General features: G+C 62.8%; 14 protein-coding genes. 5 read left to right on the top strand and 9 right to left on the bottom strand.

The genetic code is table 11. From position 1 onward, the window contains the following. Nucleotides 1–66: 66 nt before the first annotated feature. Nucleotides 67–996 (bottom strand): AraC family transcriptional regulator, encoded by a 930-nt coding sequence (locus EKH80_RS07840; protein ID WP_126684192.1) that lies wholly within the window; start codon nucleotides 994–996, stop codon nucleotides 67–69. A gap of 99 nt (nucleotides 997–1,095) precedes the next feature. Between EKH80_RS07840 and EKH80_RS07835 the strand changes: the two genes are divergently transcribed. The 3 genes from EKH80_RS07835 to EKH80_RS07825 all read left to right on the top strand — a co-directional run bounded on the left by EKH80_RS07835 (nucleotide 1,096) and on the right by EKH80_RS07825 (nucleotide 2,675). Continuing rightward, nucleotides 1,096–1,437, top strand: coding sequence for a carboxymuconolactone decarboxylase family protein (locus EKH80_RS07835; protein WP_126684191.1), 342 nt, complete (start codon nucleotides 1,096–1,098; stop codon nucleotides 1,435–1,437). A 13-nt stretch (nucleotides 1,438–1,450) separates the two neighbouring features. Further along, on the top strand, nucleotides 1,451–1,885 hold the full coding sequence (locus EKH80_RS07830) for a DUF302 domain-containing protein (RefSeq protein WP_158628793.1): 435 nt from the start codon (nucleotides 1,451–1,453) through the stop codon (nucleotides 1,883–1,885). A gap of 109 nt (nucleotides 1,886–1,994) precedes the next feature. Further along, the gene (locus tag EKH80_RS07825) at nucleotides 1,995–2,675 is read left to right on the top strand and encodes a hypothetical protein (protein ID WP_126684189.1); all 681 of its coding nucleotides are present in this window, start codon (nucleotides 1,995–1,997) and stop codon (nucleotides 2,673–2,675) included. Nucleotides 2,676–2,724: 49 nt separating this feature from the next. On the opposite strand, the gene lpdA is transcribed toward EKH80_RS07825, so the two are convergent. From lpdA to EKH80_RS07805, 4 genes are all read right to left on the bottom strand, one after another. Further along, nucleotides 2,725–4,509, bottom strand: a complete 1,785-nt coding sequence (lpdA, locus tag EKH80_RS07820; RefSeq protein ID WP_126684188.1) for a dihydrolipoyl dehydrogenase — start codon at nucleotides 4,507–4,509, stop codon at nucleotides 2,725–2,727. Nucleotides 4,510–4,529: 20 nt separating this feature from the next. Then, a complete protein-coding gene (gene aceF / locus EKH80_RS07815) occupies nucleotides 4,530–5,888 on the bottom strand; it encodes a dihydrolipoyllysine-residue acetyltransferase (protein WP_126684187.1) in 1,359 nt (452 codons plus the stop codon). Nucleotides 5,889–6,031: 143 nt separating this feature from the next. Beyond that, nucleotides 6,032–6,868: a mechanosensitive ion channel family protein gene (locus tag EKH80_RS07810; protein ID WP_126684186.1), complete on the bottom strand. Its 837-nt coding sequence runs from the start codon at nucleotides 6,866–6,868 to the stop codon at nucleotides 6,032–6,034. 253 nt (nucleotides 6,869–7,121) lie between these two features. Then, nucleotides 7,122–7,925, bottom strand: coding sequence for a DUF2884 family protein (locus tag EKH80_RS07805; protein ID WP_126684185.1), 804 nt, complete (start codon nucleotides 7,923–7,925; stop codon nucleotides 7,122–7,124). A gap of 223 nt (nucleotides 7,926–8,148) precedes the next feature. Between EKH80_RS07805 and EKH80_RS07800 the strand changes: the two genes are divergently transcribed. Both EKH80_RS07800 and EKH80_RS07795 read left to right on the top strand, forming a co-directional pair. Then, nucleotides 8,149–9,804: an FAD-binding dehydrogenase gene (locus EKH80_RS07800; RefSeq protein WP_126684184.1), complete on the top strand. Its 1,656-nt coding sequence runs from the start codon at nucleotides 8,149–8,151 to the stop codon at nucleotides 9,802–9,804. Beyond that, a complete protein-coding gene (locus EKH80_RS07795) occupies nucleotides 9,801–10,814 on the top strand; it encodes a 2-dehydropantoate 2-reductase (protein WP_126684183.1) in 1,014 nt (337 codons plus the stop codon). Before EKH80_RS07800 ends, EKH80_RS07795 begins: the two co-directional genes overlap by 4 nt. 93 nt (nucleotides 10,815–10,907) lie before the next feature. Here EKH80_RS07795 and EKH80_RS07790 read toward each other — a convergent pair whose 3' ends face one another. From EKH80_RS07790 to EKH80_RS07775, 4 genes are all read right to left on the bottom strand, one after another. Next, entirely contained in the window at nucleotides 10,908–11,225 is a 318-nt protein-coding gene (locus EKH80_RS07790; protein WP_158628792.1) for a hypothetical protein, read from the bottom strand. 46 nt (nucleotides 11,226–11,271) lie between these two features. After that, nucleotides 11,272–11,847: a DUF924 family protein gene (locus EKH80_RS07785; RefSeq protein WP_126684181.1), complete on the bottom strand. Its 576-nt coding sequence runs from the start codon at nucleotides 11,845–11,847 to the stop codon at nucleotides 11,272–11,274. 1 nt (nucleotide 11,848) lies between these two features. After that, entirely contained in the window at nucleotides 11,849–12,292 is a 444-nt protein-coding gene (locus tag EKH80_RS07780; protein WP_230473493.1) for a DUF2383 domain-containing protein, read from the bottom strand. A 112-nt stretch (nucleotides 12,293–12,404) separates the two neighbouring features. Next, the gene (locus tag EKH80_RS07775; RefSeq protein WP_126684180.1) at nucleotides 12,405–13,157 is read right to left on the bottom strand and encodes a DUF2884 family protein; all 753 of its coding nucleotides are present in this window, start codon (nucleotides 13,155–13,157) and stop codon (nucleotides 12,405–12,407) included. Nucleotides 13,158–13,187 lie beyond the last annotated feature (30 nt).

Here is a 13,187-nt window from a genome sequence, read left to right as displayed (position 1 = left end):
GGGATTTGGCAAGGATCATGGGGGCAAGCTGACTGAAGGCTGCCCTGAACCATGCCGCCTGGCCGTCTATTTTTCCGCAAGCTGACCATGCGCGCGACGAAAATGGGCAGGCGTTGCCCCCATATACTGAAAAAACGCCTTGCCGAACGCCGATTCCGACTGATAGCCGACCCGCTCCGCAACGTCTCCTATGGCGAGCTGCCCCTGCCGAAGCCATTCGCCAGCCAGCTGCATACGAAGCACGGTCAGCAATTCCATCGGCGACTTGTCGCTTTTTCGGGCAAACTGCCGTGCAAACGTGGCACGCGACATCGCAGCTTGTTCCGCGAGCAGGCTGAGCGTCCAGTCCTTGCCCGGGTCCTGCAACATCGCCGTCACGGCACGACTCAAACGCAGGTCGCCGAGTAGCGCCAACAACGATATCCGCACGCCATCACCCAGCCCATACCCCCGCAACACCAGCACGAACAAGGCGCGAGTCAATGCTGTCGCTAGCTCTAATCCACCTGGCCGTGGCTCCTCCACTTCACGCCGCAACAAGCTTACGATACCGCGAAGCCCTTCCAGGACGTCATCGCCCTCCAGCGACAGATGCAGCACGTCGGGTAGCGAGCGCATGATCAAATCGGCGGCCCCCGGCGCGTAGACGAAGCGACCGCATAGCAAATCCACCTCTGCTCCGCGGTCGGTATTGCGGCGAATCGGCACGATTCCCTCGCCACTCAACTTCATGGGATGGATCGGCGACGCCCGGCTCACGTCGCGCACCAGATGCGCATTGCCACGCGGTAACAACAAGAGCTCGCCGGCGGCGAGCCTTTGCGAACTGCCATCCGGCAATTCGACCACGGCCGCCCCTTGCAGCATCAGATGGAAAGGCGCCTCGCCCGTCGGCATCGGCGGGTGGTCCACGGCGAAACCGCCTGCAAACAGGCAGCGTAGATCCAGGCTGCCGCGGATCTGCGCCAATTCAAGCACCCTGCTCAAAGCATCCATGAGACGTTCGCGCTAAAGATTGAGTCGGTCGAGTATTCAGGCATCCCGGCGGCCGCGCAACACTAGCCACACCACAACGGAGCCGCAAGGGAGCTCACCATGTTGGATTGGCCGCAATACCGCAAAGAACTGCTTGGCCGCATCGGCGAAATCGGCAAGCTCAGCCCGGATACCCTCGCCGGATACCAGACCTTGTCCAAGGCCGGCCAAAAGACCAACCATCTCGATGCCAAGACGCGCGAACTGATTGCATTGGCAGTAGCCGTTACCGCACGCTGCGATGGATGCATAACGGTGCACGTTGCAGAGGCGCTGAAGCAGGGCGCGACACAGGAAGAGATCGCCGAGTCCCTGGGCGTGGCAGTAGCCTTGAATGCCGGCGCAGCCATGGTCTATTCGGCCCGCGTTCTCGACGCAGCAAGCGCTTACAGCGCCCAATAAGGAGTTTCGTCCCATGAACGCAGCATCGACAGCCGTCACCTATGCCGCAGCATCCCATCCGTCTCACCAAAAAGTCGTCACTTCGGGATGGGATTTCGAGGCAACGCTCGAACGGCTCAGGCAGGGAGTGGCGGAAAAGGATATGTGGGTGATCCAGGAAATCAATCCGCAAATGCTGTTGGAGCGCGGAGGGTATTCGATCTTGCCGGCGAGGCAGCTGCTGTTCTTCCACCCCCGCTACGTCGCGCGCTTGCTGGCCACGGATCCCAGCGCGGTAGCCGAAATACCGCTGAAGCTGGTCGTGATGCAAATGCCGGATGACTCGGTCACGGTAAGACATAACGATGTGGAATCGCTTTTCGGCCGTTATCCCGGGTTGGCCGCGCTTGCCAGCGAGCTGTCCGAAATTTCGCAAGACCTGATGAAGACTGTTGCGCAAGCTGGCTAGAGCCTTTCCCTGCGCGCAGGTGGCAAGGGCCCCGCCCTTGTCACCACAGATGTTTTCCACCTGCTCCGGACTGGTTAGGCTTGGCGACCCTCTACCTGGAACCGCACTCATGCACCTGGAGCTTCCCAAGGAACCGCTCAAGACCCTCGGCGACTTCCTCAAGCATTACCTGATGATCGTGCTCAGTATCCTCACTGCGCTGGGGCTGGAGGCGTGGATTGAGCACGCGCACCACGCCCACGCGGCCGAGATCGGCAGCCGCCAGATCGAAGCTGAAATCCGCACCAATCTGTCGGAAGTGCAGGGAAGTCTTCAGCAGGATACCCAACAGCTGCAGCGGCTGGACAAGATCCGCGCAGGAGTGATCCAGGATCTCAAGTCACACCTGCCGGATGACGTGGTCAAGCAGCACATCCTCGCTCAGGCTGGCGGCCACTTCGATCTGGGCATGAATTTTCCCACGCTGCGACATGAGGCCTGGGATGTCGCGGTGGCCAACCAGTCGGCCAGTTGGATGGATGCCGAGCGGATGCAACGCTATTCCGCCGCCTATGCCAGTCAACGTGACGCCCTCACCACCATGACGGAAAATACGACCCTGCTGACGAGCGGCATGCATCTGGCCGACATGGTCGCCGACCTGCAAACCGGAGAAGTGCAGCCACGCGAATTTCTACATACCGTCAGCCAGATGACCGCTCTGCAACAACAGGCAGTGAATGGTCTGAAGACACTCGAAAAGCGGCTTGATGACGCAGTGGCAAACCAGCTCGCTCGATCACCGCAATGACACGAAAAAAGACCCGGATCGCTCCGGGTCTTTTTTCGTTTGCAAACCCTTACTTTTTCTTGGGCATATACAGATCGGTGATGGTCCCTTCGTACGCCTCGGCCGCCATGCCCACCGACTCGCTCAGCGTCGGATGCGGGTGGATGGTGAGGCCGATATCGGCCGCTTCTGCACCCATCTCGATCGCCAGCGCGATTTCCGAGATCAGGTCACCGGCGTGCGGGCCGACGATGGCGCCACCCACCACGCGGTGGGTTTCCTCGTCGAACAGCAGCTTGGTGAAGCCTTCGGTACGATCGATACCGATGGCGCGGCCGCTGGCTGCCCAAGGGAATTTGCCCACACCGATCTTCAGGCCTTTTTCCTTCGCTTCGCGCTCGGTGACGCCGACCCAGGCGATTTCCGGGTCGGTGAAGGCCACGGAAGGAATCACGCGCGCATCGAAGTGGCTCTTCATGCCTGCCACGACTTCGGCGGCCACCTTCGCTTCGTGCGTGGCCTTGTGCGCCAGCATCGGCTGGCCTACCAGGTCGCCGATGGCGAAGATGTGCGCCACGTTCGTGCGCATCTGCGTATCGACATTGATAAAGCCACGCTCGGTCACTGCCACGCCGGCCTTGTCCGCGCCGATCTTGTTGCCGTTGGCAGAACGGCCTACCGACACCAGCACGCGATCGAACACGCTGGTTTCGGGAATGCTTTCGCCTTCGTAGCTGACCTCGATGCCCTTCTTGGTGGCCTTGGCCTCCACCACCTTGGTCTTAAGGTGCACGCCCTTGAGCTTGCCGTTCAAGCGCTTGGCGAGCGGCTTGATCAGGTCGGCATCGGAACCCGGAATGATCTGGTCCATGAACTCGACCACCGTCACTTCGCTGCCTAGCGCGCAGTACACGGTAGCCATTTCCAGGCCGATGATGCCACCACCAACGACGAGCAGCTTGGCGGGAACGTCTTTCAGCTCCAGCGCACCGGTGGAATCCATGATGCGTTCGTCATCCCACGGGAACGCGGGCAGTCGCACTGCTTGCGAGCCGGCAGCGATGATGGCGTATTCGAAACGCAGCAGCTTCTTGCCTTCGGCCGTGTCGATTTCCATTTCGTTCGGCGAGACAAAGGTGCCGACTCCTTGCACCACGCGCACCTTGCGCTGCTTGGCCATGCCGGCCAGGCCGCCGGTCAGCTGGCCCACCACCTTGTTCTTGAAGCTGCGCAGCTTGTCGAGGTCGAGCTTGGGTTTGCCGAAACTCACGCCGTGTGCGGCCATCGCTTCCGCTTCATCGATCACCGCTGCGGCATGCAGCAGCGCCTTGGAAGGAATGCAGCCCACATTGAGGCAAACACCGCCAAGCGAGGCGTAGCGCTCCACCAGGACCGTGTCGACACCCAGGTCGGCGGCACGGAACGCAGCGGTATAGCCACCAGGGCCGGAGCCGAGCACGACCAGCTTGCACTCGAGGTCCGCCTTGCGTCCGGTGGCGCCGGCGGCCTGCGGTGCTGGCGCAGCCGGTTTCGCAGGCGTAGCGGTCTCGGCCGGGGCAGGCACAGGTGCAGCAGGAGCTGGCGCGGCAGCCTTTGGAGCCTCCGCTTCGGCACCCACCAATTCCAGGATGGCGATCACGGCGCCTTCCGACACCTCATCGCCTACTTTCAGCTTCATCTCCTTGATGACGCCCGAAGCACTGGCGGGAATCTCCATCGTCGCCTTGTCCGACTCCAGCGTGATCAGGCTTTGTTCCTTCGCCACGCTGTCGCCAGCTTTCACCATCACCTCGATCACCGGCACGTTTTCGTGACCGCCGATGTCGGGGACCTTCAGTTCGATCGTATTGGCCATGATCTCAAGTTCTCCTCGCGTCAGAGCAGCAAGCGGCGGATGTCGCCAAGCTGGGTGGCGAGGAAGGAGGCGAAGCGTGCGGCAACCGCCCCGTCGATCACGCGATGATCGTAGCTCAGCGACAACGGCAGGATCAGGCGCGGCGCGAATTCCTTACCGTTCCAGACTGGCTTGGTCTGCGCCTTGGACACACCGAGGATCGCCACTTCCGGCGCGTTGACGATCGGCGTGAAGGCCGTGCCGCCGATACCGCCAAGCGAGGAAATCGAGAAGCAGCCGCCGGACATGTCGTTCGGACCGAGCTTCTTGTCGCGCGCCTTCTTGGAAATCTCGCCAAGCTCGGCCGCCAGATCCAGCAGGCCTTTCTTGTCGCAGTCGCGGATCACTGGCACCACCAGGCCATCGGGCGTATCCACCGCGATGCCGACGTGGAAGTACTTCTTGAGGATCAGCTTCTCGCCGCTTACGTCCAGCGAGGCATTGAACTGCGGGAATCTCTTCAGCGCCGCGACCACCGCCTTGATCTGGAACACCAGCGGGGTGATCTTCAGATCCTTGTTCTCGTCGCCGAGCTTCTTGCGGAAGGCTTCCAGCTCGGTGATGTCGGCGTCTTCGTGCTGGGTGACGTGCGGGATCATCGCCCAGTTGCGCGCCAGGTTGGCGCCGGAAATCTTCTGGATGCGGGTGAGCGGCTTCTCTTCCACCTCGCCGAACTTGGCGAAATCCACCTTCGGCCACGGCAGCAGGTTGAGCCCGCCTCCGGCGGCCACCGCGCCCCCCTCGACGGGACGCGCGCCGGAAGCCAGCGCATGTTTGACGTAAGCGGCAATGTCTTCGCGCACGATACGGCCGCTACGGCCGCTGCCCTTCACCTGGCGAACGTCCACGCCCAGTTCACGGGCAAAGGCGCGGATCGCCGGCGTGGCGTAGGGGGCATCGCCCGGCATGACCAGCTTGGCGTCGAACGGCGGACGGGCTTGCGGTGCCACGTCGCCTTCGGGCGCGTTGCCCGGCAGCACGCTGCGGCCGCCGATCGGTGCGGGCTCTTCCTTTACCTGCGGCACAGGTGCCGGAGCAGGAGCAGGAGCCTTCGCGGCAGGCTCTTCAGCCTTGGCTGCCGGGGCAGGCGTCGCGGCGCCACTGGCTTCGATAATGGCGATCAGCGCGCCTTCGGACACCTCGTCGCCCACCTTCAGCTTCACTTCCTTGACTACGCCGGCGAACGACGCGGGCACTTCCATCGTCGCCTTGTCCGACTCCAGGGTGATGAGGCTTTGATCTTTCTCTACCGTGTCACCGGGCTTGATCATCACCTCGATCACGGGCACATCACCGTGACCGCCGATATCTGGGACGCGGGCTTCTTTGAGGTCGGCCATGATTTCTCCTGCGGAACGAAGGCGGCCGCGCTGGGGAAGGCTTCGAGCGGCCGCAAGACGTCCATCATAGCAACCGGCATCCGTTCAGGACATGCCAAAAACGCCATAGGCAGCCATTCGCATACGTATGCGGCGCATTTGTCCTATTTAATCGGCAACTGGCCGGTAACGATATGGATCTCGCGTTGCGGAAAGGGAATGCGGATGCCTTCAGCCTCGAAGTTTTCCTTCACCGCGCGCAACAAATCCGTCTGGGCAGGCCAGAAATCGTCGGTACTAGTGTGGCCGCGTAACAGCAGATGCACGGCGCTGTCCGCCAGGCTTTCCGTCCATGCGGTGGGTGGTGGGCTTTTCAGGATGCGCGGATCGGCCTCGAACAAGCGCTGTACGGTCGCCAACGCCTTGCCGATGTCCTCGTTGTAGCCGATGCCCACGCGCAGTTCGAAGCGGCGCGAGCCGCGTCGGCTGAAGTTGATGATGGCATCGGCCCCGATTTTGGCATTGGGAACGACTGCCTCCCGATTGTCCGCCAGTACGAGCTGGGTATGCATCAGATTGATGCCTTCCACCGTGCCCTCGGCGCCGCCGGCCTGGATATAGTCGCCCACCCTGAAAGGACGGAATACGATCAGCAACACGCCCCAAGCCAGATTGCTCAGTGACCCCTGCAGGGCCAGACCGATCGCCAGGCCGCCGGCGCCCAGCGCGGCCAGCAGCGGCGCACTGGGCACGCCCGCCGTTTGCAAGGCAATCACGATCAGCACGGCAATCAGCACGCCATACAAGAGATTGCGCAGAAAACCACTGAGGGTGGGATCGACCGCAGCTCGGTTCATCGCGCGCTGCAGGAAATTCGCCAGCCGCCTGGCCAACCAGTTGCCGATCAGCAGCACCAGCAATGCGCCGAGCAAGGCGGGCCCATGCACAGTGAAGAACGCGAGCAGATCGTCGCGGGAAACGCTCAAGAGCCGTTCGAACATGGGGCATCCTTGGCAGGCTGGCCGCCTAGCCTAGCAGTCGCCTGCGGCTTGTGCATCGCAGCGCGCAGGCTGGGATGACAAGCCCAGCTTCTACTCGATATCGCGGCGCTGGGATTGCCATCCCAGCCTAGGCGCTATCGGCAAGAAGTGCAGATGAACAACGCGCCAAATTAAAAAAAGCCCGGTAGGGGAGCCGGGCATGTGACTATCCCGTGCTGGGGAGCACGGTGGGGATATTCGCCAGCTCAAGGAACTAGCGTTGGGCGTAACTCGCCTTGTCGGAACGCTCCATGTTCGAATCGATCAGTTGCAGGTGCTCGCCATTCGGCAGGCGGAACTGGAACTGCTGCTGCAATTGCTGCAAATGGCTCAGATGAGGACAAAGCGCTTCGGCGCGCTGGCCAAGTTTCTCGGCAGGCGCATCCACGGCCTTGTCGATCGTGGTGTCCAGCGCATCGGTGCGCGCCTCGAGCGAAGCAAGCCTGCCCGCGTCGCCGCTGAGCGCGTCCTTCACGACGTCGCGCGTGACGTTGCTGACCAGGTCGGCGACCGTCTGCTGCAGCTCATTGCCAAAAAGCTCACCCTCCTCACCCACCTTCCACCTGCCCTGTCCGAGCGTGTTGTCGATGTGGCGCATGGCTTCGCCATGACGATCGCGCAATTCGCGCAGCAACCGCGTGCGTTCGTCACCATTGTCGGACAAGGTTGCAACTACCGTGGTCAGCGCGGAGTAGCCGATATCCACACCGTCGCGGGCGATGCCGGCAACGGCTGGCATCAGGTTGCGCACCTCCCGTTCGTATTCGCGCAAGCGGGCGGCATCCGCTTCGGATACGGTGACATCCTGGCCCTCCACGCGCAGCTTGCCGTCATGCATGAAGACATCGCCCGGATGGCCGCTGCTGCGTTGGAACGCGATGCCTTGGGCTTGCACCTGCATGTCGTAATCGCTGGTATAGGAACATGTCAGGTGGTGGCCATGATTGCCCCCAGCCTGCACACCACCCGCCGTGGCGAACACCAGCAAGGTCATCAACGAAAGCATGTGGCGGCGCATGAGTATCCCTCCCAGGATGCCAGCCGGAGCGGCGGCTGCACGGTTAGATGCATGCCGATGCGCATAAGGTTTAACGCCAGACGGGTTGGCGGCATGGGCCGTACGTCATTCCGTGCCATCGGTCATGCGCACCCGCCGTGACGAATGGCGCAGCGCACATAGGCAAACGCCCGGGCGCACGATAAGTTGGCGCCTGGGGTGGCAAAGAACCAGGGGCCTTTGCATGCAATCCACCGATGTCATCGTGGTCGGCGCTGGCCTCTCCGGACTCGTTGCGGCCATTGAGCTGACCGATGCCGGCCGGCGCGTGGTGATCGTCGAGCAGGAGCCGGAGCAGAGCCTTGGCGGGCAGGCGTTCTGGTCATTCGGTGGGCTGTTCTTCGTGGATTCGCCGGAACAACGCCGGATGGGCATTCGCGATTCGCAGGCGTTGGCGCTTGCGGACTGGATGGGCAGCGCCGCGTTCGACCGCCCCGAGGACCATTGGCCGCGCAAATGGGCTGAAGCTTATGTCGATTTCGCGGCGGGCGAGAAACGGACATGGCTCTACGGCATGGGCATGCGCTGGTTCCCGGTCGTGGGCTGGGCCGAGCGCGGCGGTTACGGCGCGATCGGCCATGGCAATTCCGTACCGCGGTTCCACGTGACCTGGGGCACCGGGCCCGGCGTGCTGGAGCCGTTCGTGCGGCGCGCACGTGAAGCGCAGGCAGCAGGTCTGCTGAGCTTCGCATTCCGTCATCGCGTCGATGGACTGATAGCGGAAAACGGCAGTGTGGTCGGCGTACACGGTGCTCGGTTGGCGGAGGACCGGGTCGAACGCGGCAAGCCGAGTTCGCGCGAACCGGCCGGCGATTTCGAAATCCGCGCGCAAGCGGTGATCGTCGCCTCCGGAGGCATCGGCGGCAACCATGAACTGGTACGCAAAAACTGGCCCGAACGCCTGGGGCCGCCGCCTTTGCACATGCTGAGCGGCGTGCCCGCACACGTCGATGGACGTATGTTGGGCGTCACCGAAGCGAGTGGTGCACGGTTGATCAACCGCGACCGCATGTGGCACTACGTGGAAGGCATCGAGAACTGGAACCCGATCTGGCCAATGCATGCAATACGCATTTTGCCCGGCCCGTCCTCGCTTTGGTTCGACGCACGCGGCAATCGTTTGCCTGGTCCGTTGTGGCCAGGCTATGACACCATGGGTACGCTGGAACATCTGCGTCGTACCGGCTTTGACTACAGCTGGTTCATTCTCGACCAGCAGATCATCCGACGCGAATTCGCTTTGTCCGGTTCCGAGCAAAATCCCGATCTCACCGGCAAAAGCTGGCGGCAGGTCGCCAAGCGCGCCATCGGAAAGCAGGCACCGGCACCGGTGGAAGCGTTCAAGCGCCACGGCCGCGACTTCATTGTGCGCGACACCCTGGATGACCTCGTGGTAGGGATGAATGCGCTTGCCGGAAGTCAGTTGCTGGACGTGACACGTCTGCGCGAACAGATCCAGGCACGCGATCTGCAGTTTGACAATGCCTTTGCCAAGGACGGCCAGATCATGGCGATCCATAACGCGCGCCGCTATCGCGGCGATCGACTGGTACGCGTGGCCAAGCCGCATCGCATGCTCGATCCGGCCAACGGGCCGTTGATTGCGGTGCGCTTGCATGTACTTACGCGTAAAACGCTGGGCGGCCTGGAAACCGACCTGGCCGCACGCGTGCTGGGGCATGACGGCCAGCCATTGCGAGGTCTTTATGCCGTAGGCGAAGCCGCCGGCTTCGGCGGAGGTGGCTTGCATGGCTATCGTGCTCTGGAAGGCAGCTTCCTCGGCGGCTGCCTGTACTCGGGCCGCGTGGCTGGACGTGCTGCCGCGGCGGCCGTCGCATGATGGCTGCGCCGCGCATTGTCATCTACGGCGCCGGCATGGTCGGCAACTACCTCGGCGGCCGCTTGCATGCCCATGCACGAATTCGCCTGATCGCGCGGCCTCGCATCGCGGCCAGCCTGAAGGAACACGGCTTGACCGTCAGCGATCTGCACGGACATCGTCGACGCGCCCTGCCGGCAACGCTCGAAATCGCTACGCAACCAACCGCCGCGCAGGATGCCGACGCCGTCCTGGTCACCGTAAAATCGGCGGCAACGGTGGAGGCCGCGCACGAACTGGCCGACGTGCTCGCCCCAGGTACGCTGGTGATCAGTTTTCAAAATGGCGTACACAACGCTGCGGACCTACGCGCCGCATTGCCTGACTGCCAAGTGCTGACGGGCATGATCCCGTTCAATGTGACACAGCCGGAACCGGCACACTTCCACCAAGGATCGTCCGGCTCGCTGATGGTGGAGCGCTCTGCAGCGCTTACACCATCTGTGCTTTCCGCTTTCGCCGCTGGTGGCCTTCCGTTGCAGCAGCGCAACGACATGCAGGCAGTGCTGTGGGCCAAGTTGCTGATCAATCTCAACAACCCGTTGAATGCACTGAGCGGCTTGCCCTTGCGCGAAGAATTGGCCCAGCGTGCCTGGCGTCAATGCCTGGCCTTGCTGCAGCAGGAAGGATTGCAGGTGCTGGAATCTGCAGGTATCCGCCCCGCCCACCTAACCAGCCTGCCCACGCGCTGGCTGCCGAGGGTGCTATCGCTGCCGGATCGGCTCTTTCACGGCATTGCCGCACGCATGTTGGCGATCGATCCACTGGCACGCTCCTCGATGTGGGACGACCTGCAGGCTGGTCGCCGCACCGAGGTGGATTACATCAATGGCGAGATCGTGGCGCTGGCGAAGTCGAAAGGACGACGCGCGCCGGCGAATGCGCGCATCGTGGCACTGATTCGTGAAGCCGAGCAGTCGTATGTGCGCTGGAACGCCCAGTCGCTATTGAGGGAGCTACGCGATTCATAGGCTGGGATGACAATCCCAGCATCGCGCGGGTGGCATGCATGGCAATGCTGGGGTTTGCACTCCAGCCCACGATCGTAATCCCAGCCTACGCGTTCAGCGTGCCACGTCGTCGATACGCGCGATCTTTCCGTCGACGATGAAGAACGTGGTGGTGTGCCCGTCGCGCCGATATTGCCATTGCTGGCAGCCGGCTTTCCGCTGCTTGCCCCTGCCGGACGCTCCGGAAACCGCTTTGCGCGCCTTGCACTGGCCGGAACTGCTGCTGGCGCGCACCGAGGGCTGTCCCAGCAGTTCCTTGACGCGCGCGGTACTGTCACCGACCACCAGCAGCTGACTGCCCACGCGAATGCTTTGCAAGGCACGCGCACTGCAGGTCGTAATCAGCAAGGCAAGCAAAACATAGCGACGCATGATCGGTTCCCTGACGTATCCGGCCACCCCTGGCGTGACTTTCCGCTCAGAAACCAGCGCCGGCTTCGGCAAGATATGCCAGCTCCTCCGGGCTGCTGGTTCGGCCAAGCAACACATTGCGATGGGGAAAGCGGCCGAAGCGCGCAATCACCGCCGCGTGCCGGCGAGCATAGTCGAGATGGACGATGTAGGGCTCACGCAGTTCGGCCGGCAGATCCCGGCACAGGGCTTCGAACAGGGCGACGCATCGCTGCTGAAGTCCGATGTCTTCGGCATGCTCAAGCGGCAGGTAGGCGAAGACGCGCTGCAGGGGTGGCGATTGGCGGTCGAAACCTTCCTCGATCCCCCACAGCGCAAGCCGCTGTGCATGAAGGTCCTGCATCCATGCGCGTGCATCGTGGCGGTAAAGATTGCGCGAAAACTGGTCCAGCACGATCAACAGCGCCAGCCAGCCCTGTGGCGTATCGGCCCAATGCTTGAGCCGGCCTTCCTCGGCCAGCCGCAAGGTGTCGGCGAAACGGGTGCGGATCTCCGCATCGAATGCCGGATCTGTTGCGAACCAAAATTCGTGATGGGTTGAATCGAACCAGAAAGCGAGTACCGCCAGCGCCTCGTTCGGCATTTTAATGTCCGACTCCGATGGCCTTAGCCAGGCTGTGCATATCCAGGTCGATCGAGTGCAGGCGCGGCAACTGGCGGTGCAGCTCCGCCTTCATCTCCACATCGCCAGCTCCCACCCGTGTGATCACACGCTCGAACGAGCGCAGCAGGCTTTGCTCGTGGCGCGCCAGCAGGCGAATCCAGGCGTCATCGCTGCGCGGCAGCATGGCGTCGAAACGGTAGCGCACTGCGCCGAGCACGCGGCGGCGGGTAGCGGGGGTGCCTTCGTGGCTGCGGATTTGATCCTGCAAGGCCGCGATCACCAGGCTCAGGGACTGCGCTTCCTCATCCAGCACGGTGCGCAACCCGGGCTCGCCCACCTGGGTCGAAGCACGACGATACATCGCACGCAGCTCGATGCTGCGGCGGATCAGGCCATTGCATAGATGTTGGATCGCCAGCGACACTAAGTTCGCCTCCCGTCCGCGCGTGGATCTAAAACCGTCGCCATGTTGCAGGACAAGCACTTAGCGGCGGATAAATCCAGCTGTCACGAGCGGCCTTCGCTCAGCTGGCGTTTCACCGCGCGACATCAAGTAAGTTAAGCGGGCGTCCATGACTTGCGCCAATGCCTTGCTGGAGCTCGGCCAGGCGCTGGATAGCAGGACAGAGCGCCTGGATTTCGGGGCGCAATACCTGCAGCCGCTGCTGCAAGCGGGGCTGGAATCCCGTGGTGAGATCGGCGGCTTGATCACGCAGTGCGGCAGCCTGCTGCAAATCGCCGCTCATGGCTGCGGCAATGGCCTGTTGCCCCAACGCCGAGGCGATCAACGGCGCAATATCGCTGGCCACCTGATTGGCGTATTGATCGGCAGTGTCGCCATGCCAGTCGTGCGTACTCTGGCTGGCGGCGACGCGCTGATGCAGATCGGCGGCATGGGCCGCCAGGCGGCGTTGCAGCTCGGCTCGAGTCCCCGGATCGAGATTGAGACCCTCTGTCTCCTGCTGCACCGCTTGTACTGCCACGTCCACGCCATGGTTGATGACGGCTTTCACCCGCGGCTCCAAGGCCAGCAGTTCGCGCTGGAACAAGCTGAGGCGGTCCTGGTCCTCGGCATTAAGCGGCACGTTTTGCCCGTCTGTCTGCAGCGTGCCGGAGGCGATGACCACCCGCAGCGGCGCGGGCTGGGCGCGGTCAAAGACCAGCCGCCCCTGCTGCAGGCTGAGGTCGTAGCTGCTGGTGGCATGGCAGATTTGCGACAGGTCCTGCGCTTGCAGGCTACCGGCCGCGAACAGGAACAGGCAGGCAACGAGCAGGCGATTGGAACGCATGGCAGGGATCTCCGTCGAGCAAGGCCCGAC

This window comes from Dyella choica, from assembly GCF_003977665.1.
GTDB classification, from domain to species: domain Bacteria; phylum Pseudomonadota; class Gammaproteobacteria; order Xanthomonadales; family Rhodanobacteraceae; genus Dyella_B; species Dyella_B choica.
This window is presented reverse-complemented; position numbering and strand designations above follow the sequence as displayed.

What these genes read in the sequence shown, in the direction of transcription:
- EKH80_RS07840 (WP_126684192.1), bottom strand. Translation starts at nt 996, where the DNA reads ATGGATGCTTTGAGCAGGGTGCTTGAATTGGCGCAGATCCGCGGCAGC.
- EKH80_RS07835 (WP_126684191.1), top strand. Translation starts at nt 1,096, where the DNA reads ATGTTGGATTGGCCGCAATACCGCAAAGAACTGCTTGGCCGCATCGGC.
- EKH80_RS07830 (WP_158628793.1), top strand. Translation starts at nt 1,451, where the DNA reads ATGAACGCAGCATCGACAGCCGTCACCTATGCCGCAGCATCCCATCCG.
- EKH80_RS07825 (WP_126684189.1), top strand. Translation starts at nt 1,995, where the DNA reads ATGCACCTGGAGCTTCCCAAGGAACCGCTCAAGACCCTCGGCGACTTC.
- lpdA (WP_126684188.1), bottom strand. Translation starts at nt 4,509, where the DNA reads ATGGCCAATACGATCGAACTGAAGGTCCCCGACATCGGCGGTCACGAA.
- aceF (WP_126684187.1), bottom strand. Translation starts at nt 5,888, where the DNA reads ATGGCCGACCTCAAAGAAGCCCGCGTCCCAGATATCGGCGGTCACGGT.
- EKH80_RS07810 (WP_126684186.1), bottom strand. Translation starts at nt 6,868, where the DNA reads ATGTTCGAACGGCTCTTGAGCGTTTCCCGCGACGATCTGCTCGCGTTC.
- EKH80_RS07805 (WP_126684185.1), bottom strand. Translation starts at nt 7,925, where the DNA reads ATGCGCCGCCACATGCTTTCGTTGATGACCTTGCTGGTGTTCGCCACG.
- EKH80_RS07800 (WP_126684184.1), top strand. Translation starts at nt 8,149, where the DNA reads ATGCAATCCACCGATGTCATCGTGGTCGGCGCTGGCCTCTCCGGACTC.
- EKH80_RS07795 (WP_126684183.1), top strand. Translation starts at nt 9,801, where the DNA reads ATGATGGCTGCGCCGCGCATTGTCATCTACGGCGCCGGCATGGTCGGC.
- EKH80_RS07790 (WP_158628792.1), bottom strand. Translation starts at nt 11,225, where the DNA reads ATGCGTCGCTATGTTTTGCTTGCCTTGCTGATTACGACCTGCAGTGCG.
- EKH80_RS07785 (WP_126684181.1), bottom strand. Translation starts at nt 11,847, where the DNA reads ATGCCGAACGAGGCGCTGGCGGTACTCGCTTTCTGGTTCGATTCAACC.
- EKH80_RS07775 (WP_126684180.1), bottom strand. Translation starts at nt 13,157, where the DNA reads ATGCGTTCCAATCGCCTGCTCGTTGCCTGCCTGTTCCTGTTCGCGGCC.